The sequence below is a fragment of the Bacillus sp. J33 genome (assembly GCF_000518885.1).
Taxonomy (GTDB): domain Bacteria; phylum Bacillota; class Bacilli; order Bacillales; family Cytobacillaceae; genus Cytobacillus.
This window is the reverse complement of sequence record NZ_JAEL01000034.1, coordinates 22,277-42,173: the sequence shown is the minus strand read 5'-3', so window position 1 is coordinate 42,173 and position 19,897 is coordinate 22,277. Positions and strand designations below refer to the sequence as shown.

Sequence of the window (19,897 nt, the reverse complement as noted above, 5' to 3'; positions counted from 1 at the left end):
TGAACCCCGTAATAATGTGCTTTTTGAAGAAAAGATTTATGCTTGACAAGTGACGCTATTCTGCGTTACTATATACTAGTAATCAGTATTACTTAATACCGGTGATACAAAGTACTGAAAAATATAATGAAATACAAATGGGTGATAAATTTGGAAAACATCACAGAAATGCTCAAAGGGATACTCGAGGGTTGTGTGCTTGAGATCATCAGCCGTGGCGAAACTTACGGCTATGAAATCACACAGCAGCTGCGAGAACTTGGTTTCACTGATGTGGTTGAAGGCACAGTTTATACGATTACCATGCGGCTTGAGAAAAACAATCTGGTGGACATCGAGAAAAAGCGATCCACTGTGGGACCGCCGAGAAAATTTTACACACTCAATGCAGCAGGTCAAAAGCAACTTGAAATTTTTTGGGGAAAATGGGATTTTATCTCAAGCAAAATGAACGAACTCAAAACGAAAGAAATCAAAAGGAGAAGGTAAAATGAATTTTATTGAAAAAATTGTCGGAAGTCTGGATGACAAGCGGGAATGGAAGGCGATGGAGGCTCGTGCGAAAGCACTTCCAAGTGAGTACCATAACGCTTACAAAGCTATCCAAAAATATATGTGGACTGCTGGTGGCCTCACCGACTGGAAGGACATGAGCCGTATTTTTGGCGGCATTCTCGACCTTTTTGAGGAAGGTGCAGCGTCAGGCAAGAAAGTCACTGACCTTACGGGTGAGGACGTGGCCTCTTTCTGCGAAGAACTAGTGAAGGACGCGAAGACTTGGAAGGACAAATATCGCGAGAAGCTGAACGATACGATTGGTCGTGGCTAATGGCTGAACTTTAGTGGATTTTCGCCTAGCATCTACACAGAGCAGCCCGCAGTTATTTTTCGAGTTTGCTCCGTTCTGATCATATTCTTGTTTTTTTAGCATTTCTCTGTCCTTCTTTAACTAAACTGCTCGATTGTATAAATTAATCGAGTTGTTCAAAGCCGGTGCAGCACAGGCAGACAACTTTTGGAAAATCACTGGGACGACAGTGCGTCTTTTGCCGAACTAGCGGCAAACACCAACACCTATTGGCTAAATATTATGAAGATTCGAATTAGGGTATCATAAAGCCATTGAAAGAAGTAAATTCAATAGATCATTCTGACTGAATAGCTGGCTATAAATGAGAATTGCCATCTTCACTATTCAGTTCAATTTTAATCCGGTAGTAAGTAATACAGAATATCAGTCAGACTAGGTAGGCAGGTATAAACAATTTAGAAACACAAGACAATCGACCGGATCATGACTACGCTTTGTTTGAAGGCAAACAACCCGCTCACTTATCAGACAAAGCACCAAATTTCCGGATCTAGCAAGCGATCTTGCTGCGACTATTATAAGGAGGAAAAAGCATGAGCAATACAGCGATTTCTGTAAAATTGTTAAAAAAATCCTTTAGAGACAAGGAAGTTTTAAAGGGGGTGGATTTTGAGGTGCAGCGTGGCGAAATTTTCGCACTGCTGGGCTCAAACGGAGCAGGCAAGACCACGGTGGTCAACATCCTCTCAACGCTTATGAAGCCAGATGGCGGGGAATTAAGCATTTGCGGCTTTGACGTTCAGCGTCAACCGGAACATGTTCGCCAAAGCATCAGCCTGACAGGACAGTTTGCAGCTTTAGATGGCATGCAAACCGGGCGGGAAAACCTGATGATGATTGCCAAGTTGCGGGGAGTTTCCAATCCCGCTCAAGTCACCGACAATCTGCTTGCAAGATTCAACCTGACCGATGCGGCCAACCGCCGTGCTGACAAGTATTCTGGCGGGATGAAGCGCAGGCTTGACATCGCAATGAGCCTGATCGGAACTCCAGCAGTTATTTTTCTAGACGAACCCACCACAGGGCTTGACCCTGAAGCACGAATTGAAGTTTGGGATACCGTCAAGGAGCTTTCTGAGGGTGGCACGACCATATTGCTTACGACCCAGTACCTGGAGGAAGCCGAACAACTTGCAGACCGTATTGCCATCCTGCATGGCGGAAAAATCATCACGACCGGCACCCTTGCCGAACTCAAGGAGATGTTCCCGCCAACGAAAGTGGAATACATCGAGAAGCAGCCGACATTGGAGGAAATTTTCCTCGCGATCATCGGCAAAAAGGAGGAGAAGTAAATGAACAGTAAAACAGGGGTGTTACTAGGGCGTTTAATGCGGAATATCATGCGCAGTCCGGATACGATCATAACGGTGGCGATTACGCCGATTATGATGATGTTGCTGTTTGTCTATGTATTTGGTGGCGCTATAGAAACAGGCACGGACAATTACGTCAATTATTTATTACCGGGAATTCTGCTGATCACTATCGCATCCGGCGTTGCATATACTTCCTTGAGGCTGTTTACGGATGTAAAGAGCGGGCTGATGGCGCGTTTCATTACCATGCCCATCAAGCGCTCGTCGGTATTGTGGGCTCACGTGCTGACCTCGCTTGTTTCCAATGCGCTTACTGTCGTGGTGGTTATCCTCGTCGCGCTCTTGATGGGGTTCCGATCTAACGCTGATATCCTGGATTGGCTCGCGGTAGTTGGGATACTCGGGCTGTTTACGCTGGCGCTGACATGGCTGGCGGTCATTCCCGGATTGACAGCAGGGTCTATGGAAGGGGCGACAGCATACTCGTATCCGCTGATTTTCCTGCCGTTTATCAGTTCGGCCTTTGTCCCCACCGAAACCATGCCTAAAATTGTTCGTGCGTTCGCTGAGAACCAGCCCGTGACTTCAATCGTGAATTCGATTCGTGCCCTCTTGTATGAAGGGACTGTCGGCAATGATATCTGGACTGCGCTCGCCTGGTGTGTGGGGATCATGATCATCGCTTACTTGATCGCCAGTAAAGCATTTAAACGCCAGTTAGGGTAAGAATACCAGAGAATGTGGAAATGTTTAAGGCAGCAAGAAACGATATTTGTCTTTAATCACATCATCGACCTTCTTGAAGAAGCCGCAGCCGATGGCAAGCGCGATAAAGAATTTACCAGCAGCGACGTAGCAGCCTTGTGTGATGTTCTCTTCATTGATGCAAAATCGCAGGTTGATAAGCAGCGTCATAAACTCAACGATGCGTTTAAATATTAGAACTTTGCTGAACAGCTTAATATCTTAAAAGGAGGAGACTAAAATGAACTTTTTAGAAAAAATAACCGGCAGCGATATGACTAAAAAAATGAAAGGTTTTGAAGCGCGAGTAAAAGTCTTGCCAGCTGAATATCAAACTGCTTGGAAAGAAATTATAAGTAATCTCTGGATTCATGGAGATTTCACCGGTCGTAATCTGATGCCGATTCTTGAGAGTGCTCTTGAACTGCTTGAAGTTACCTCAGCAGACGGCCAGAGCGTCGAAGAAGTACTGGGAGATGATATCAAAGGCTTCTGCGCAGCGCTTGTTGGTGACGAAGGCGCAAAAACTTATAGAGATAAATGGCGTGACCAACTCAACAAGAACGTAGCAAGAAAATTAGGAGGACTGAAATGAGCATCAAAAAAATCATCGAAGGCAAAAAAGAATGGAGAGCCCATGTTTCGCGTGTCAAAGCACTTCCACAAGATTACCAAATTGTCTATAAAGAGATCCAAAAATATCTCTTCAAAGTCGGTCCTGTTGAGCTAAAAGAAGGTATCGGACTGCTCTCGGAAATTCTCAGCTTCTTTGAAGAAGGCGCAGCTACTGGGAAAGGTGTGCTTGAAGTCACAGGAACAGACGTTGCTGCTTTCTGCGATGAGCTGATTGAAGATTCAAAAACTTACGCTGATCTCTATCAAGAATCGGTCAATCCAAAAATCGATAAGGCGATAAAAAAATAGAAGGACGTAGTACTTGACGGCAAAATTCTATCGAACTTTTGCCTAAGTACTGCGCTATCCTCCCAAACTCGACTTGTGCTTTTGCCGGGCAGCGCGCTGAATGATATCCTCTCACCGCGTGTGGGGCGTTTGTTCGATAGATATGGACCGAAATGGCTCGTTATTCCTGGCCTCGTGATCGTTGCAGCCATGTTATGGTTCTTTACTACGCTATCCCCTGCTTCTTCAGTGCCCTTTATCGTGGCTTCGCATATCGGGCTCATGGTTGGGGTAGCTATAGTATGGATTAACGTTGTGGAGAAATTCATTTAAAAAAACGGGTGCGCTGCTTAAAGACCGGCTGTTATGACAGCCGGTCTTTAAGCAACTTAAGGCAGTATAGTTGCATATGAAAAGTGTTAAGAATTTATTTTCCTTTAATGATTCAAACTACTTTTATGTGATTTTAAGGGTTGTATGATATGTTTCTATATCATGCAACTAATCAGTTGCCTATGCTTGACAAGCAACCGCAGAGTTGCATATAATCAACATATGGATTGGGATAAAGACGCTATATTCAAAGCACTTGGCGACTCGACTCGGCGGCTTATATTAGATGAACTTTCCGAACGCAGCGAGCTGACGTTGTATGAACTTACGGCACGTCTCGTTATGAAACACAACCTTTCTATTTCGCGACAGGCAATCGCAAAACATCTTAATACATTGGAAGATGCAGGGCTCGTACTATCAAAACGAAAGGGGAAATATCGAGTACTTATGTTTAATAAAGAGCCACTTAAAAATTTGCTGAAAGGATGGGCAGATTAATTTTATAACGAATGACGAATGTAAGAGTTATTCTATTTGTAGCCAGATTGTTAGAAGAGAACCATATACCGCATATATCAAAGGAGGCCAAAACATGATGAAAATCATTATTACTAGTATATTCGTTCAAGATCAGGACAAAGCATTAGAGTTTTATACAAAAACGCTGGGCTTTGTAAAAAAGCATGATGTTCCCAGCGGAGCATATAGGTGGATAACGCTTGTTTCTCCTGATGAACAAGACGGTACCGAGCTTTTACTCGAACCTAATGAACACCCTGCTGCCAAAGAGTATCAGCAGAAGCTATTTGCTGATGGCATTCCAGTAACAATGTTTGGGGTTGCAAATATTCGCGAAGAGTACAAACGATTAGTGGAAAAAGGCGTAAAGTTTACTATGGAGCCAACAGAAATGGGCAAAGTCACAATAGCTGTCTTCGACGATACATGCGGAAACCTTATTCAGATGATAGAGCAGAAGTAACGAAATGACGAAAGAACCTAGTTTCTATGTGACACTATTGGTAAGTTTAAGACCGGTGAAGTGTTATTTCAAAAATTGAACAACTTTATGTTAACCCTGTCCTAATGTTAGGTCGGGGTTTTACATATTTAAGGTATAGATTTGTAAAATAGTTCACTTAAACGATCAGGTGCTTAAGTTCAACAAGACATATTATATAAGATCTTCAACAATCGGGCGGGTGCTTTCCCTGAATAAAGGAGGTGCGGGCCGTATATTGCAATTCCGGGATAAGAATCTCGCTCATTCTTTTTCTATACGGCCATATTCTGGATGGGCGGCGTTTTGGCATTAGGGATCCTTTCGGAAAACTCGTCAATCGTTTAACTCATCTATAAATGAATCCGTTTATAGGCACCTTTCAAGATCTTACGCAAAAATGGCACTTTAATGAGGGAACGAAAAAAGGCCCAATTTCTTAATATTAATACTAAGAAATTGGGCTTTTTAATATTGGAGATTCTTAACGTTGTAAATTCGTATTTTCCTTAAGCTGCACTAAAAGATTGGATATTTGCATATCATTTTTTGTGAGTCATTTGTCTTGTAAAATGGGGTTTTTCTTCCTCAACAATATTGGTTGTGTAAATACATTGAAAAAAATGAGACCCTGTGGTAAATTTATATAGATACACTAATACCGGATTTTTCATATATTAATCCCTATTATAATTATATATCATAAAATCCGTTGTAGTCAACCCCAATTTTTATTTTTTAAAGGAGGACTTGATATGAACATGGAAATTCGCCAGAAGCAAATACGATTGGGCAGTGAAATGGGCTGATCAGATGAACCATTTTTGTCATATGATTCGTCTTGGTATGGAGCGATAAATGGGAGGGAACGAAATGAAACCATATGTACTGGAGTTTCGGGAGATTGATAAAACGCAGCTTTTGCTTGTCGGTGGAAAAGGGTTGAATTTAGGGGAACTATCGAAGATTCATGGAATACAAGTGCCAGAAGGATTTTGTGTTACGACAGAAGCCTATCAAAAAGCCCTCGGACAAAACGAAGCCTTTCACGCATTGCTGGATCAACTGACACTGTTAAAAGTAGAGGATCGAGATCAAATTGGCGAGATCAGCAGGAAGATTCGGCAAATCATTATGGAAGCAGAGATTCCTTCCGATGTTGTGAAAGCTGCTGCTCACTATCTCTCCTGGTTTGGCGATGAACATGCTTATGCAGTGCGTTCCAGTGCAACTGCAGAAGATTTACCGCATGCCTCTTTTGCCGGTCAGCAAGACACCTATTTAAATATCATCGGAAAAGAGGCAATCTTGCAGCATATCAGAAAATGCTGGGCTTCCTTATTTACGGATCGTGCGGTAGTCTACCGAATGCACAACAGATTTGACCACAGCCAGGTTTATATATCAGTCATCGTTCAGAGAATGGTTTTCCCGCAGGCTTCAGGGATTTTATTTACCGCTGATCCGATTACTTCCAACCGAAAGCTGCTATCAATCGATGCCAGTTTTGGACTTGGAGAAGCACTGGTTTCAGGTTTGGTCTCTGCCGATTGTTATAAAGTACAGGAAGATAAAATCGTCGATAAGATGATAGCAACAAAGAAATTGGCTATCTATGGACTAAAAGAAGGCAGAACAGAGACACAGCAGATCGAGCCTGATCAGCAAAAGACTCAAACACTTACTGACCAGCAAATTTTACAGCTGGCACGCATAGGAAGACAAATCGAAGCCTATTTTGGCTGCCCGCAAGATATCGAATGGTGTTTGGCTGATGATACGTTTTATATTGTCCAGAGTCGGCCAATCACTACTTTATACCCCATCCCTGAAACGAATGATCAAGAAAATCACGTCTATGTATCTGTCGGTCATCAGCAAATGATGACTGACCCCATGAAACCATTGGGATTATCTTTTTGGCTGTTAACGACTCCTGCCCCCATGCGGAAAGCTGGTGGAAGGCTGTTTGTTGATGTAACACAAAATCTGGCTTCACCTGCCAGCAGAGAAATTTTATTAAATGGCATGGGAAAACACGATCCGCTCATAAAAGATGCATTAATGACCATAATAGAGCGAAGGGGTTTCATAAAACCATTATCAAATGATAAGAAAAAACAAAGTCCCAGTATAAGTAATAAAGGTATGTCGACAGCGGATTTTCAAGCACAAATCGAAAACAATCCGACAATTGTTTCTGATTTGATTAAGAGTACTGAAACATCGATAGAAGTGTTAAGACAAAACATCCAAATGAAATCGGGATCAGATTTGTTTGATTTTATTCTAGAAGATATCCAGCAATTAAAGAAGATTTTATTTGACCCGCAAAGTTCGGCTGTGATTATGGCTGCTATGGATGCTTCGTCATGGATCAATGAAAAAATGAACAAGTGGTTAGGTGAAAAAAACGCAGCAGATACGCTTTCTCAATCTGTACCAAACAATATTACTTCGGAGATGGGGCTGGCACTATTAGATGTCGCCGATGTGATTCGCCCTTATCCGGAAGTAATTGCTTATTTACAACATGTAAAAGATGAAAACTTTTTGGATGACCTGGTTACGTTTAATGGTGGAAGGGAAGTCAAAGACGCTATCTGTGCTTTTCTTAACAAATACGGAATGCGATGCAGCGGAGAAATTGATATTACAAAAACCCGCTGGAGCGAAAAACCAACTACACTTGTCCCCATGATTTTGGGTAACATCAAAAACTTTGAGCCTAATGCCAGCAATCGGAAATTTGAGCAAGGACGCCGTGTTGCCTTGGAAAAAGAACAAGAGTTATTAGATAGATTGAAGCGATTGCCGGATGGTGAACAAAAGGCCAAAGAGACAAAACGAATGATCGATCTAATCCGGAATTTCAGCGGGTTTAGGGAATATCCAAAATACGGCATGATTAATCGCTACTTCGTTTATAAGCAGGCTTTACTGAAAGAAGCCGAACAACTCGTACAAGCGGGCGTCATTCATGAAAAAGAAGATATATACTATCTCACCTTTGAAGAACTCCAGGAAGTCGTACGAACAAATAAACTGGATTACCAGACTATCAGCAAACGAAAAGACGAGTACAAATTATATGAAAAACTAACGCCCCCGCGTGTTATCACGTCTGATGGCGAAACACTCTCAGGTAAGTACAAACGAGAAAATCTCCCAGCCGAAGCTATTGTTGGCCTGCCTGTTTCTTCCGGAGTTATAGAGGGAAGAGCACGTGTCATCTTAAACATGAAAGATGCTGAACTGGAAGATAGAGATATATTAGTTACCTCCTTTACTGATCCCAGCTGGACACCATTGTTTGTATCCATAAAAGGGCTCGTCACCGAAGTTGGCGGACTGATGACCCATGGAGCGGTTATTGCACGTGAATATGGCTTGCCAGCAGTTGTTGGGGTGGAAAATGCTACGAAGCTTATCAAGGATGGACAAAGGATCAGAGTGAATGGAACAGAAGGGTATATAGAAATACTATAATCCTTTACATTCATATCATAAAAGAAGTGAATTCGAATTAGGAGAATCATTGACATCATGGTGCTTTGCGTTCCATGGCAAGAACCCTTTCACTAGGACATATGAGGGGGCAGCATCTGAAGATCGATATTAATATCTATTAAGTTAACCTTTAAATCGATCCTTCTGTAAAGGGCGCTATTCTTTAATTAGGATAAGCGTCCTTTTTCATTTTTATGGGCAGTTTCTCAAAGAAGAGGTTGTAATAAAATTGATAGGCCGATTTGATTGCTCGCAACCAAATCTTAATAAGAGGGGGGATGAAATAAATGTTAAGGAATTACTCTATCTCATCTCCCATTCTTGTAAGGTTGGATATGTGTTTTGAATTCACATTCTTTATATGGCATAATTTTCTAGAGAAAAAGGAGTGAGAGGATGCAAAACGTATTAATAATTGAGGATGATCCCAAAATTGCGGAGCACCTTCAATCATATATAGTGAAATATGGCTATAATGCCATCATCGTGGCAAATTTCGATGATGTTATGGATGAGTTCCATAATCAGAAACCAGACCTTGTACTATTAGATATTAATCTTCCTAGCTTTGATGGCTATTACTGGTGCAGGCAAATACGGAAGGAGTCGATCTGTCCGGTAATATTTATTTCCGCACGGGTAGGGGAGATGGATCAGGTAATGGCTCTTGAAAATGGCGGTGATGATTTTATCACAAAGCCCTTTCATCCTGAAATTGTGATGGCAAAAATACGCAGTCAGCTTCGTCGTGCCTACGGGGAATATGCATCACATGCCCAAGAACGAATTTTAGAGACAGAGGGGTTAAAGCTATTCCCGGAAAGACTGGAATTGACATTTCGTGATAAAACCGTCCCATTATCCAAAAAAGAAGCGGATATAATCGAAAGTTTACTAGAACGATACCCTCGTGTTGCCGGTCGTGAAGACTTGCTGGAAAAGCTATGGGATGAACAAACCTATGTTGATGAAAATACGTTAAATGTGAATATTGCAAGAGTAAGGAAAAAATTTGAAGCTGTTGGCCTTCCAGGATCAGTAGAAACAGTGAGGGGTGCCGGCTATCGTTTGATTGTTAATTGGTGAAGGGTTGGAGACAAATGAAATTATTCTTTAGAGAGCATGCATTGTTAATGGCTGTACAAGTCATCCAATTTTTTGTGATTCTCGCCATCTACTGGCTTGATGGCTATCGTCATCTTTTACCAGCCTTCTATGCGATCTTTCTCGGTCTTTTCTTACTCACGGGTTATCTTACTTACCACTTTTTAAGCCGCCGGAAGTTTTATATGAGGCTGACGAACGAACTTACTTCCCTGGACGATTCCTTTCAAACGACAGAAGCCACTCCAATCTCACAGGCGCTTGATCAGCTGCTGAAGGATCAGTACAAACAATATCAAACAAGAATAAAAGCGCTGGAATCCAAGCAAGAGGAGCACTTAAAGTTTATGGATCAATGGGTCCATCAGATGAAAACACCTCTTTCAGTCATTGAGCTTATCGCGCAAAACTTGGATGAACCTGACTCATCCAGTATTCGTGAAGAGACAGATCGAATGAAAACAGGCTTAAATACCATCCTCTACATGGCAAGACTTCGGACCATCGAACAGGATTTTCATATTAAGCCTGTAAATTTATCCAAAATGATTAATGAAGTAAATGGTGAAAACAAACGGTTTTATATTCGGAACAAGGTGTATCCGAATCTGCTGCAGCAAAAAAGGGATATCATCGTTGAAACGGATGAAAAATGGCTGTTCTTTATTCTTTCACAGCTGATCAATAATGCGGTCAAATATTCTAAAGGGAAAAGCAATCGGGTTGATATTTCAATCTACGAAAGGGAAGGAGAGGCTGTTCTAGAGGTAAAGGACTTTGGCGTTGGGATTCCAGAAACGGACAGGCGACGTGTTTTTGATCCCTTTTATACCGGTGAAAATGGACGGAAATTCAGAGAATCAACAGGTATGGGACTGTATTTGACGAAGGAGGCAGCCGATCACCTTGGCCATCGCCTTGAACTTGAATCCAAGGTGGGGGAAGGATCAGCCTTTCGATTGATTTTTGGAACAACGCAAAATCTTACAGCGATGTAAGGTAAGTGAAAGAAAAATCGATTTTTTGAAGATTGCACAGAAGTTATACTGATCACAAGTCAAATGAAAGGAAAGGAGAACTTGTGATGCTTAAAGTGAAACAAGTAAGCAAGATTTATGAAGGAAAGATCGCGTACCGTGCGTTAACGGACATAGATTTAACCATTGAAGCAGGTGAATTCGTCGGAATCATGGGTCCTTCAGGAAGCGGGAAAACAACGCTGCTGAACATGATTGCTACAATTGATGAACCGACAACAGGAGAAATCCTGATCAATGGAAGCAACCCACATACATTAAAAAAAGAGGCGTTAGCAAAATTCCGCCGGCGTGAATTAGGCTTTGTCTTTCAGGACTTCAATTTACTTCATACCTTAACGGTTGAAGAAAATATTGTCCTGCCGTTAACATTAGACGGGAAAAAAGTGAGGGAAATGAAGGACAAGGCATATGAAATTGCCGAAAAATTAGGGATTACAGGCATTATGAAAAAACGGACATATGAAATATCAGGAGGGCAAGCGCAAAGAGCAGCTGTTGCAAGAGCGATGATCCATAGACCTAAGCTTCTATTAGCGGATGAACCAACTGGCAACCTTGATTCCAAGTCTTCAAAGGATGTTATGGAAATGCTCGAGTCCATTAATAAAAATGAGAAGACAACCATGATGCTTGTAACACATGATGCGCAAGCAGCAAGCTATTGTAATCGTGTTATCTTTATTCGTGACGGAAAGTTCTATTCGGAGATTCACCGTGGTGATAATCGCCAGGCCTTTTTCCAAAAGATCATAGATACGCTTTCTTTGCTGGGAGGGGATGCACATGACCTTTCGACAGTTCGCGTTTAACAACGTCATACGCAATAAAAGATTATATGCAGCCTACTTTCTCAGCAGTTTATTTACGGTGATGGTCTTTTTTACCTTCTCCATTTTTGCGAATCATCCTGTATTGAGCGGCGATAATATGAACTCAAGTGTAACGAAAGGAATGAATGCTGCAGCAGGGATTATTTATGTGTTTTCATTCTTTTTTGTCTTATATTCGATGAGCTCATTTTTACAATCCAGGAAAAAAGAGTTTGGTTTATTAGTCATGCAAGGCATGTCAATGAAACAAATCCGTCTCATGGTCTTTTTGGAAAATATGCTCATTGGATTTTTAGCAACACTAGGCGGTATATTCCTTGGCGTTGTTTTTGCAAAGGCTATTTTACTATTAGCTGAAAATGTATTGATTATTGAACGTGCGCTGACTTTTTATTTTCCAGCGAAAGCAATCATAGTCACCTTTGTTTCCTTTATTATTTTATTTTTCTTTATTTCTTTATTTGTTACGTATGTTCTGCGCAGTAAAAAGCTGATTGAATTAATTAAAGGGAATAAAATGTCAAAGGGTGAGCCAAGAGCGAATCTTTTTTTAACGCTGTTAGCTGTACTTTTACTAGGGGCGGGGTATGCTGTTGCCCTACTAGTAGAAGGCATGCTGGTTGTAGCAGCAATGGTGCCTGTTATTATCGTTGTTTGTATTGGCACGTATTTGTTATTTACGCAATTAAGCGTTTTTATTATTAGAAAGTTAAAGCAGAATGAACGTGTTTTTTGGTTTAAAACCAATATGCTGCTGTTTTCGGATTTAGCCTTTCGCATGAAGGATAATGCGCGGACCTTTTTCATGGTAGCTATGGTTTCAACGGTCGCGTTTTGTGCGATCGGTTCTTTATTTGGATTTCAATCCTTCCTGACATCAAGCATAAAAAATGTGAATGCCACTACGTTTTCCTATCAGACATATGAGGAAAATGAACAACAGAATGTAGCGTTTATCAATCAAACGTTAAAGGATGAAAAGATTGAAACAGCTTCAGAGCATACAGTATTACGCTACTTTGAAATTGGCGGGGATACCATTCTGATTGCCAATCAATCCGATTTTAACCGCTTTGCCGCGCTCATTGGCGAAGATGCCATTGACTTAAAAGACGGGCAAGTAATGGTGGTGGAATTTGAAGGGACAAACTTCGGGCAAACTAAGGAACTGCTAAATGAAGCAATTACACTTACTTCTGGTGCATCCTTAAAACCAAAAGAAGTCATTCATTCAAAAGCCTTGCCTGCAACAGATTCGTATTATATTGTGTCAGATGAAGACTATAAAAAGCTTCCTGAACCAAAGGATCAGCAAAGCTATTATGCGTGGCAAGCAATAGATGGAAAAGAAGGGGTAATGGCTGCTTCTGAAAAGCTATACAAGAAACTGCCAAGATATGAAATTATGTCAGTAGACTATGAAATACACGAAATCATGAAAGGCTACGGGCCCATTTTATTTGTCGGACTATTTATCGGGATTGTCTTTTTCGTATCTGCTGGCAGTTTCCTATACTTCCGGCTTTACATGGACTTGGATGAAGATAAACAAAAATTTAAGTCGATCTCAAAAATGGGGTTAACCGATAAAGAACTGAAAAAAGTATTAAACAGACAAACCATGATTCTGTTTTTCGCGCCAATACTTGTCGCTCTCATCCACGGAGCTGTAGCGCTGACAGCGTTATCGAACCTGTTCTATTTTAATCTATTTAAGGAATCAGTTATTGTTCTGGGTGTTTTCTTAGCCATCCAGGTTGTTTACTTCTTCATTGTACGCTTTTTCTATACAAAGCAGATTAAGGCGTCGATATAAATGAATAGGAATACAAAAAGGAAGGGTCAGACAAAATCTGGCCCTTATTTTTAATGCAGCAATTGACAGGCTGGAGGATGATCGCATTCATATAAACGTCCTCTGGCTGTTCAATCGAAAAACATAATCGAACGAGCAATTGGCTCATGTGAAAGCGAAATTCCTCGATATTCCTTCATGACTTGATAAGGATATTCATCCGAAATGCTATCAGCCAGATCTGACCCGGTACACCTGGCGAAATATTTATTACACAGATCGAATTGAATCTCCAGCCTCCATATAGAGTCCCTCAGATATAGTGCCAACAGCAAACTTCGCAGCACAATACACAACAGCCATTTGTGTAGCAGTAAACCGCCAATCCTGAAATATTGCTATTTTAAGAAAACACCAGTAAAAGAATGGGTATTTGTATACTTTAAGATTCTTAATGTACTTTTCAAGATCAGCATCTAATATTAGTAATTCACTAATTGTGGTTTATTTGTTAACTTGAATGTTATGATGAGGCACTTGAAATAATTACAGAAGAACGGAATGGAAATTCATCATGTTGGAGTGAGGCTTCAAGCTCACTCCTTTTAATATTTAATTTATTCCACGATAAAATTTACAATATAGCGAAACTTGCTGAAGATGCACCTACTATTCGTTTCTTTAGAACGAACAGGAATCCAAGATATCCCATTTTGCAAACCGAAATAACTATAATAGTCAGAATTTTTTAAAAGTGATTGACAACGCTTACATAAACTAATTACAATAAAATGGCATTAGTTTATCCAATGAACAAACAAAGGAGTGGAAAATGTATGCGTTTTAGGTATTTAAAGCTGATCATTTCAATGTGTTTGTGCTTTTCCTTGGCATTCGGCGGTTTTGCTTTGAATGGTTTGTCTGCTGCAAAAAGCAAAGAAGATGTACCAGTTAGTATCGTAAATTGGGAAGAAGAACTTCAAAACGTAGATGGCTTTGGAGGAGCATTTGCTTTTCACAAAGCCGGATCGATTATGAGGCTGAAGGAACCTGTAAGAACACAAATACTTGATATGATATTTAACCAGGACAATGGCATCGGTCTAAGTATTGTGCGTACCATGGTGGGTGATGGCGGAACATGGGGAAACGCTCATTATGATGGTCCGACGGATACGATTATGCCAGCACCAGGCAAATTTGTATGGGATGATCCTGAATGGGAAACGAAAAAGGATGAATTTGACAAGTATCAGATATGGCTTATGAAGGAAGCCCAAAAACGCGGTGTAAAAACCTTCTTCAGCAGCGTTTGGAGTGCACCTGCCTGGATGAAGGAAAATAACAGTGTAATACAAACTAACAATGGTCTTCCGAATAAATTAAGGAGGGATATGTACGATGATTTTGCCAATTATTTAGCGGATTACGTACTTGGATACAAGGAACACTTTGGTATCGACATTGGCTATATTTCTCCTGCGAATGAGCCGGACCACTCCGGAGGCTATTCCAGCAGTCTTTGGACAGCTGAGGAGCTAAATATCTTTGTTCGCGACTATCTCGGACCTGTTTTTGAAGAAAGAAATGTACCAGCGAAGATTGTTTTAGGTGAAGGAATAGGCTTCAGTGAAAAGTTTGTGCTTGACGCATTAAACGATCCGAATACGGTTGATTACGTTGATGTTGTTGCGGCTCATGGATACACAGGCTTGCAAAATGGTGACACCACTCCTGACCCTGAAGAATTCCAAGTATCAAAAAGCATAGGAAAAACGATTTGGCAAACAGAATATATGAATCAAGGGAACGACAAACAGAGGTTCCAAGATAATATCATCACGGATGCAATGAAGTATGCGAACCTAATCGGGAACATGTATACCGTTACTGGTATCAGTGCTTATTTCTGGTGGTGGCCGGCTGCAAATAACGGCGCAGACGGTTCTGATCTAATCCGCCTAGTCAATGACGGTTCTAATCAAGGGGTTGCTGCTACTGAAAACGGGTTATTCAGGGTGTTTAAACGTTATTATTCCTTTGGGAACTATAGCCGATTCATCCAACCGGGTTATGTGATGATTGGAGCAGAAAAACATCCAGTCGATGATGTGATGGTGACCGCATTCAAAGACCCTGAAACAGGAAACTTCACCATTGTAGCAGTTAACAACAGCTCCGAAACTCGTAAGATTTCGTTTAAATTAAATGATTTCCCTGACGGTACAAACGCTGTCGTTCCATATCGTACGTCGGCTAGTGAAAACCTTAAAAAGCTGGATGAAATCAAAGTGGAAGACGGCGCCTTTACAATGGAATTAAGAGGATCAAGTGTTACAAGCTTCATTCCAAAAAGCTTCGAACTTCCAGCATTACCGGATATGAAGGATGTGTTTTCAACTTATTTGGCAGAGGAAAATGACGGTCAGTCACCTGGTCTTCAAGCGAGCGAAGACGCTGGAGGTAACAAGGTGCTTACCAATATTCGCAATGGTACATTTGTAAAATACTCCAATGTAAATTTTGCGGATGGTACAGCAAATGGACAGGCCCACAAACGAGGTGTGCTTAGTATGAATGCCCATGTTGCATCCATTAATGGCGGGACGATTGAAGTCAGGTTAGATAATCCACATTCAGGTAAAGTTGTAGGTGAGATGGAAATTCCAAAAGTGAATGATCCAAATCGATGGTTTAAAGTGTCAACCATGATTGATACCAATTCCATCGATGGTGCCTACGGCTTCCATGATTTATATTTAGTTTTCAAGGGTGACAACAGCAGCAATATAAAGATGTTTAATGTTGATTATTTTGAATTCAATGATGGCAATCTTGAACCACCAATCAATGTGACGGGTAATAAATAGTTAAATAAATTACTTATGACCAGTAATCTATTGAATTCAACTCAATGAAATTCCCGCATGGAGTTCTCCAATTATTTTGGAGGCTCCTCTTTTTGTTCTAATCACTTATCCCGAAATAATCTTTTCAAAAAATATTGGAAATTTATTTTTTTATCTATAAATTAATCAATGGATCCAAATACATATGACAGATTGTACTTAAACAAATAGGAGTGTTTATGTTCAAGATCAGCTGCCAAACTAGGCGCCTTTTTTGTTTAACTATAGGGCAGACTAGTTTGTCTAGTCATGAGTACAGAAATCGTAATTTGAAATTAAGAATAAATTTATCTATTATTTGCAAGAAATTTCTATATAATGGATATATGTGGGGGCACTGCAGTGTATCTGCGGTGCTCCATTTTATTAGATCAAAAAGATGGAGGGGACAAATTGAATGTCTAATGATCATGAGGTTTTATTAGATAAAGGAAAACAAAATGATTCAAAAATGAAAATAGAAAGGAAAGAAGGAGAACCGACTCCAGCGTACAAAGGGGCTTCTTGGACAGCGCTGTTAGTGGGTGTTGCTGCTTATCTCATTGGTTTGTATAACGCATCGATGCAATTGAACGAAAAAGGATATTACTTTGCTGTTTTAGTATTTGGACTTTATTCAGCAGTTTCTTTACAAAAAGCCGTAAGAGATAAAGATGAGGGAATACCAGTAACTAATATTTATTATGGTATTAGCTGGTTTGCACTTATTGTATCTATAGCACTAATGGCTATCGGATTATATAATGCAGGAAGCATTGTCTTAAGCGAAAAGGGTTTTTATGGTATGTCTTTTGTTCTTAGTTTATTTGCTGCAGTCACGGTTCAAAAGAACATTAGAGATGCACAGAGGGCAAAAGAAAGAGGGTGAGTTCTTTTCCATTAAATTAACTGGGGTGCTTAGTCAATTTTAGGAAGTATTTTTTACAACGTATTCCGTAAGCAAAAGACTGCATTCTATATCCAGTCTTCTTCAACAATAGAGCGCTTGAGACTAACAAGGGGTTGCTGAGGCAATCCTTTTTTATTATTCGACTCAATGGTGGGTTAGTACCAGAAAGAGTACTCAACAAATACACCGAATTTAGACAAAAGTATGGGATTAAATTTCTTTAGGGAGAGAAAAAAGTGGAATTAAGGAATCCAATCGCCAGTGGGAATACAGCCGACCTATATCTTTGGGATAATAAAATGGTTAAAGTGTATAAAAAATATGTACCACTGACTTTATCTTTATATGAGGCAAAGAAACAAGAATACGTATACTCATGTGGGCTACACGTCCCAAAAATATTTGAAGTAACAGAAATAAACAATAGACAGGCAATCATAATGGAATATGTAAGAGGGAAAACAATAGGTGAGCTCTTAATAAATAATGAGGAACTAGCTGAGCATTATATAACTGTTTTAGTGAAAGTACAACAAAAAATACATGCGGTGGCGGTAGATTCAGATGTACTTGAACCAATGTCAGCAAAATTGTATCGCCAAATTGAATCAGTGCATAACCTTAATAAGAAGCAAAAGGACATATTATTTAGAAAGTTAGATTCATTGATATATGAATCCAAGTTATGTCATGGAGACTTTCATCCGTTTAATCTAATTATGTGCAATGACGAAGTAAAAGTTATTGATTGGGTTGATTCTAGTTCTGGAGATATATGCGCAGACGTTTATCGAACATATCTGTTGTTTTCACAGACTTCAGTAAAATTAGCTGAAATGTATTTGTCCATATATTCTAAGAATACTGGTTTATCAAGTGTTGAAATTCTTCAATGGGCTCCTATCATTGCAGGAGCGAGATTGGCTGAAAGTATTTCATCTGAAAATAGGATGCTTTTGATGAAAATAGTTTCTCGTTATTGTGATTAGTATATATTAAATCCTAGTATAAAACGATCTATTGTTTAGAGTAAGAATTTAAGAATGTCAAATATGGTACTTAAACTATCGGGTGCAAGAGTTAAAGATCCAGTTTTCTTCTTAGACAGAATCATTATATCGAAATGAGAGATGTAAAGTGTTTAATTGTAAGGCAGAAAAAACCACTTTGAGTGGTTTTTTAATCTTGCATTGCTCCTGCCTCTCGGGAAGTCATTGCACCTTGTCCCTCGCTTACATCTTTTTGAATTTCCTGTTTTACTTTTTCTGCACTAGTTCCTGAAAAGGTTGGTTTCATAATTGAATTCAAATTCTCTTTAGCTGGTCGGTTCTGTTGCATACTAATCCTCCTCGATTTATTTTTTTAACAATCTTATTATTTGCAAAGAAACACCAGGTTTATCCCGAGGATCAAAATAAAATTGTCAAATTTGATTTCAAAGTTGAAGCGAAAAACCAGGCGACAGGATAGTAGCTCAAGCAAGAGAAGCTAAACGAAACTTTCGTACAGGATTTTATCGATTCGACGTTTACCATGAGCAAAATTTGATTGCGACCATGGAGGCAGTGTCATATCGAAAGGATCATTATTTTATTGAACTGGACTAACATTTTAAATTGACAAAAGAGGAGGGGCTGTAGTTGAGACAGCTTTTTCCTATTGTGTTAACTGATAGTTGAACAATGATAATTCTAAAAAAACTAGAATATAAGTGTAAAAAGGAAAATATATCTGCTTTGGTGGAGTTGGTTAATGAAAGGGATTCCAAGGATAAAGATAATAGCAAAATAAATACAGATGATGCTTGGAAAAGAGCCTTTTATGGGAGAACCATTGGTGGTTTTGCTGTTATAGGAATAATAATGCTTTTATTGTTTATACGTCTTTTTTAACCAGCGGGTATCAAGAGTTGTGGAACCAGTTGGCTCAGCAGCGTTTTTTCTGGTTCGGGCAGGTTATTTTAAGCAGAAGAAAAAACTTTAAAGAGAATTAGGAGGAAATGTATGGAGACGGAATTTGTCTATATATCAGCAATTGTTGTTGCCATAATGTTTGTGTCCATATCAGTCTTTCAGGTATTCCTTTCACTTGGTTATCCATTAGGTGAGTATGCAATGGGTGGTTATTATAAGGTTTTACCAAAAAAATTACGTATTATGAGTGTAATAAATGCCATTATTCTCTTATTTATGGGCTTTGTTTTTCTGCTGCATGCTGATGTCTTAAATGGTTATAATTTTTTGCCTACAAACAAACTAGTATGGTTTATTACCATATTCCTCGGCTTAAATACAATAGCAAACCTAATATCTCGAAGTAAGAAAGAAAGGTTTATTATGACACCAATATCAAGCATTGCTTTTATCTTATGTTTATTTATTACTTTATCATAAGAACATGACCTGAAACATTTGCGAATCAAAGATGTAAAATTTAGCACAACCGAAATCAGTGGTATCAGAAAAGGTGAAAAAAGATACTGTATCAATAACCTCTTCTTCTTTAGAAGATTTAAAGAAGTACTTACAAGTCAGAAAAGAAAAATATAAAGCAAGCCGTTTAAGGGAGTTTTGGCCAAAGGCAATAATTAACCAATTGAAATGCACAGAAAACAGGAATAGGACCAAGAAGGGAGATACAAGAAAAT

General features: G+C 39.7%; 19 protein-coding genes. 18 read left to right on the top strand and 1 reads right to left on the bottom strand.

Annotation, left to right across the window (positions count from 1 at the left end):
• Window positions 1–150: 150 nt before the first annotated feature.
• The 17 genes from L634_RS0112240 to L634_RS0112160 all read left to right on the top strand — a co-directional run bounded on the left by L634_RS0112240 (window position 151) and on the right by L634_RS0112160 (window position 18,239).
• Window positions 151–489: a PadR family transcriptional regulator gene (locus L634_RS0112240; RefSeq protein WP_026582700.1), complete on the top strand. Its 339-nt coding sequence runs from the start codon at window positions 151–153 to the stop codon at window positions 487–489.
• Window position 490: 1 nt separating this feature from the next.
• Window positions 491–829 carry a DUF1048 domain-containing protein gene (locus L634_RS0112235; RefSeq protein WP_026582699.1) on the top strand — a complete coding sequence of 113 codons (339 nt, stop codon included), beginning with the start codon at window positions 491–493 and terminating at the stop codon, window positions 827–829.
• Window positions 830–1,404: 575 nt separating this feature from the next.
• Window positions 1,405–2,166, top strand: a complete 762-nt coding sequence (locus tag L634_RS0112230) for an ABC transporter ATP-binding protein (RefSeq protein ID WP_026582698.1) — start codon at window positions 1,405–1,407, stop codon at window positions 2,164–2,166.
• Entirely contained in the window at window positions 2,167–2,916 is a 750-nt protein-coding gene (locus L634_RS0112225; RefSeq protein WP_026582697.1) for an ABC transporter permease, read from the top strand.
• 12 nt (window positions 2,917–2,928) lie between these two features.
• Window positions 2,929–3,132 (top strand): DUF1048 domain-containing protein, encoded by a 204-nt coding sequence (locus L634_RS31060; protein ID WP_084028890.1) that lies wholly within the window; start codon window positions 2,929–2,931, stop codon window positions 3,130–3,132.
• A 43-nt stretch (window positions 3,133–3,175) separates the two neighbouring features.
• A complete protein-coding gene (locus L634_RS0112215; RefSeq protein ID WP_026582696.1) occupies window positions 3,176–3,529 on the top strand; it encodes a DUF1048 domain-containing protein in 354 nt (117 codons plus the stop codon).
• Window positions 3,526–3,858, top strand: a complete 333-nt coding sequence (locus L634_RS0112210) for a DUF1048 domain-containing protein (RefSeq protein ID WP_026582695.1) — start codon at window positions 3,526–3,528, stop codon at window positions 3,856–3,858. Before L634_RS0112215 ends, L634_RS0112210 begins: the two co-directional genes overlap by 4 nt.
• 534 nt (window positions 3,859–4,392) lie before the next feature.
• Entirely contained in the window at window positions 4,393–4,671 is a 279-nt protein-coding gene (locus L634_RS0112205; protein ID WP_026582694.1) for an ArsR/SmtB family transcription factor, read from the top strand.
• Window positions 4,672–4,768: 97 nt separating this feature from the next.
• Window positions 4,769–5,155: a VOC family protein gene (locus L634_RS0112200; protein ID WP_026582693.1), complete on the top strand. Its 387-nt coding sequence runs from the start codon at window positions 4,769–4,771 to the stop codon at window positions 5,153–5,155.
• An 891-nt stretch (window positions 5,156–6,046) separates the two neighbouring features.
• Entirely contained in the window at window positions 6,047–8,662 is a 2,616-nt protein-coding gene (gene ppsA / locus L634_RS0112195) for a phosphoenolpyruvate synthase (protein WP_026582692.1), read from the top strand.
• Between the two features lie 417 nt (window positions 8,663–9,079).
• Window positions 9,080–9,769: a response regulator transcription factor gene (locus L634_RS0112190; RefSeq protein WP_026582691.1), complete on the top strand. Its 690-nt coding sequence runs from the start codon at window positions 9,080–9,082 to the stop codon at window positions 9,767–9,769.
• A gap of 14 nt (window positions 9,770–9,783) precedes the next feature.
• Window positions 9,784–10,785, top strand: a complete 1,002-nt coding sequence (locus L634_RS0112185; protein WP_026582690.1) for a sensor histidine kinase — start codon at window positions 9,784–9,786, stop codon at window positions 10,783–10,785.
• An 86-nt stretch (window positions 10,786–10,871) separates the two neighbouring features.
• Window positions 10,872–11,636, top strand: coding sequence for an ABC transporter ATP-binding protein (locus tag L634_RS0112180; protein ID WP_026582689.1), 765 nt, complete (start codon window positions 10,872–10,874; stop codon window positions 11,634–11,636).
• A complete protein-coding gene (locus L634_RS0112175) occupies window positions 11,611–13,473 on the top strand; it encodes an ABC transporter permease (protein WP_026582688.1) in 1,863 nt (620 codons plus the stop codon). The genes L634_RS0112180 and L634_RS0112175 overlap by 26 nt, the downstream gene beginning before the upstream one ends.
• Before the next feature lie 815 nt (window positions 13,474–14,288).
• The gene (locus tag L634_RS31055) at window positions 14,289–16,322 is read left to right on the top strand and encodes a glycoside hydrolase (RefSeq protein ID WP_051428318.1); all 2,034 of its coding nucleotides are present in this window, start codon (window positions 14,289–14,291) and stop codon (window positions 16,320–16,322) included.
• A 436-nt stretch (window positions 16,323–16,758) separates the two neighbouring features.
• On the top strand, window positions 16,759–17,229 hold the full coding sequence (gene yiaA, locus L634_RS0112165; RefSeq protein ID WP_026582687.1) for an inner membrane protein YiaA: 471 nt from the start codon (window positions 16,759–16,761) through the stop codon (window positions 17,227–17,229).
• Between the two features lie 257 nt (window positions 17,230–17,486).
• The gene (locus tag L634_RS0112160; RefSeq protein WP_026582686.1) at window positions 17,487–18,239 is read left to right on the top strand and encodes an aminoglycoside phosphotransferase family protein; all 753 of its coding nucleotides are present in this window, start codon (window positions 17,487–17,489) and stop codon (window positions 18,237–18,239) included.
• Window positions 18,240–18,429: 190 nt separating this feature from the next.
• Here the strand turns inward: L634_RS0112160 and L634_RS33835 are convergent, their stop codons facing one another.
• Window positions 18,430–18,588: a hypothetical protein gene (locus L634_RS33835; RefSeq protein WP_198029758.1), complete on the bottom strand. Its 159-nt coding sequence runs from the start codon at window positions 18,586–18,588 to the stop codon at window positions 18,430–18,432.
• Between the two features lie 665 nt (window positions 18,589–19,253).
• Here L634_RS33835 and L634_RS0112140 point away from each other — a divergent pair.
• On the top strand, window positions 19,254–19,643 hold the full coding sequence (locus tag L634_RS0112140) for a hypothetical protein (protein ID WP_026582684.1): 390 nt from the start codon (window positions 19,254–19,256) through the stop codon (window positions 19,641–19,643).
• The last annotated feature ends 254 nt before the right edge of the window (window positions 19,644–19,897 follow it).

Excerpts from the sequence above, each read along its gene's own strand:
- L634_RS0112175 (WP_026582688.1), top strand. The coding sequence starts at position 11,611 with ATGACCTTTCGACAGTTCGCGTTTAACAACGTCATACGCAATAAAAGA.
- L634_RS0112140 (WP_026582684.1), top strand. The coding sequence starts at position 19,254 with ATGGAGACGGAATTTGTCTATATATCAGCAATTGTTGTTGCCATAATG.
- L634_RS31055 (WP_051428318.1), top strand. The coding sequence starts at position 14,289 with ATGCGTTTTAGGTATTTAAAGCTGATCATTTCAATGTGTTTGTGCTTT.
- L634_RS31060 (WP_084028890.1), top strand. The coding sequence starts at position 2,929 with ATGTGGAAATGTTTAAGGCAGCAAGAAACGATATTTGTCTTTAATCAC.
- L634_RS0112225 (WP_026582697.1), top strand. The coding sequence starts at position 2,167 with ATGAACAGTAAAACAGGGGTGTTACTAGGGCGTTTAATGCGGAATATC.
- L634_RS0112200 (WP_026582693.1), top strand. The coding sequence starts at position 4,769 with ATGAAAATCATTATTACTAGTATATTCGTTCAAGATCAGGACAAAGCA.
- L634_RS33835 (WP_198029758.1), bottom strand. The coding sequence starts at position 18,588 with ATGCAACAGAACCGACCAGCTAAAGAGAATTTGAATTCAATTATGAAA.
- L634_RS0112185 (WP_026582690.1), top strand. The coding sequence starts at position 9,784 with ATGAAATTATTCTTTAGAGAGCATGCATTGTTAATGGCTGTACAAGTC.
- L634_RS0112235 (WP_026582699.1), top strand. The coding sequence starts at position 491 with ATGAATTTTATTGAAAAAATTGTCGGAAGTCTGGATGACAAGCGGGAA.
- L634_RS0112190 (WP_026582691.1), top strand. The coding sequence starts at position 9,080 with ATGCAAAACGTATTAATAATTGAGGATGATCCCAAAATTGCGGAGCAC.
- L634_RS0112210 (WP_026582695.1), top strand. The coding sequence starts at position 3,526 with ATGAGCATCAAAAAAATCATCGAAGGCAAAAAAGAATGGAGAGCCCAT.
- yiaA (WP_026582687.1), top strand. The coding sequence starts at position 16,759 with ATGTCTAATGATCATGAGGTTTTATTAGATAAAGGAAAACAAAATGAT.
- ppsA (WP_026582692.1), top strand. The coding sequence starts at position 6,047 with ATGAAACCATATGTACTGGAGTTTCGGGAGATTGATAAAACGCAGCTT.
- L634_RS0112180 (WP_026582689.1), top strand. The coding sequence starts at position 10,872 with ATGCTTAAAGTGAAACAAGTAAGCAAGATTTATGAAGGAAAGATCGCG.
- L634_RS0112230 (WP_026582698.1), top strand. The coding sequence starts at position 1,405 with ATGAGCAATACAGCGATTTCTGTAAAATTGTTAAAAAAATCCTTTAGA.
- L634_RS0112215 (WP_026582696.1), top strand. The coding sequence starts at position 3,176 with ATGAACTTTTTAGAAAAAATAACCGGCAGCGATATGACTAAAAAAATG.
- L634_RS0112205 (WP_026582694.1), top strand. The coding sequence starts at position 4,393 with ATGGATTGGGATAAAGACGCTATATTCAAAGCACTTGGCGACTCGACT.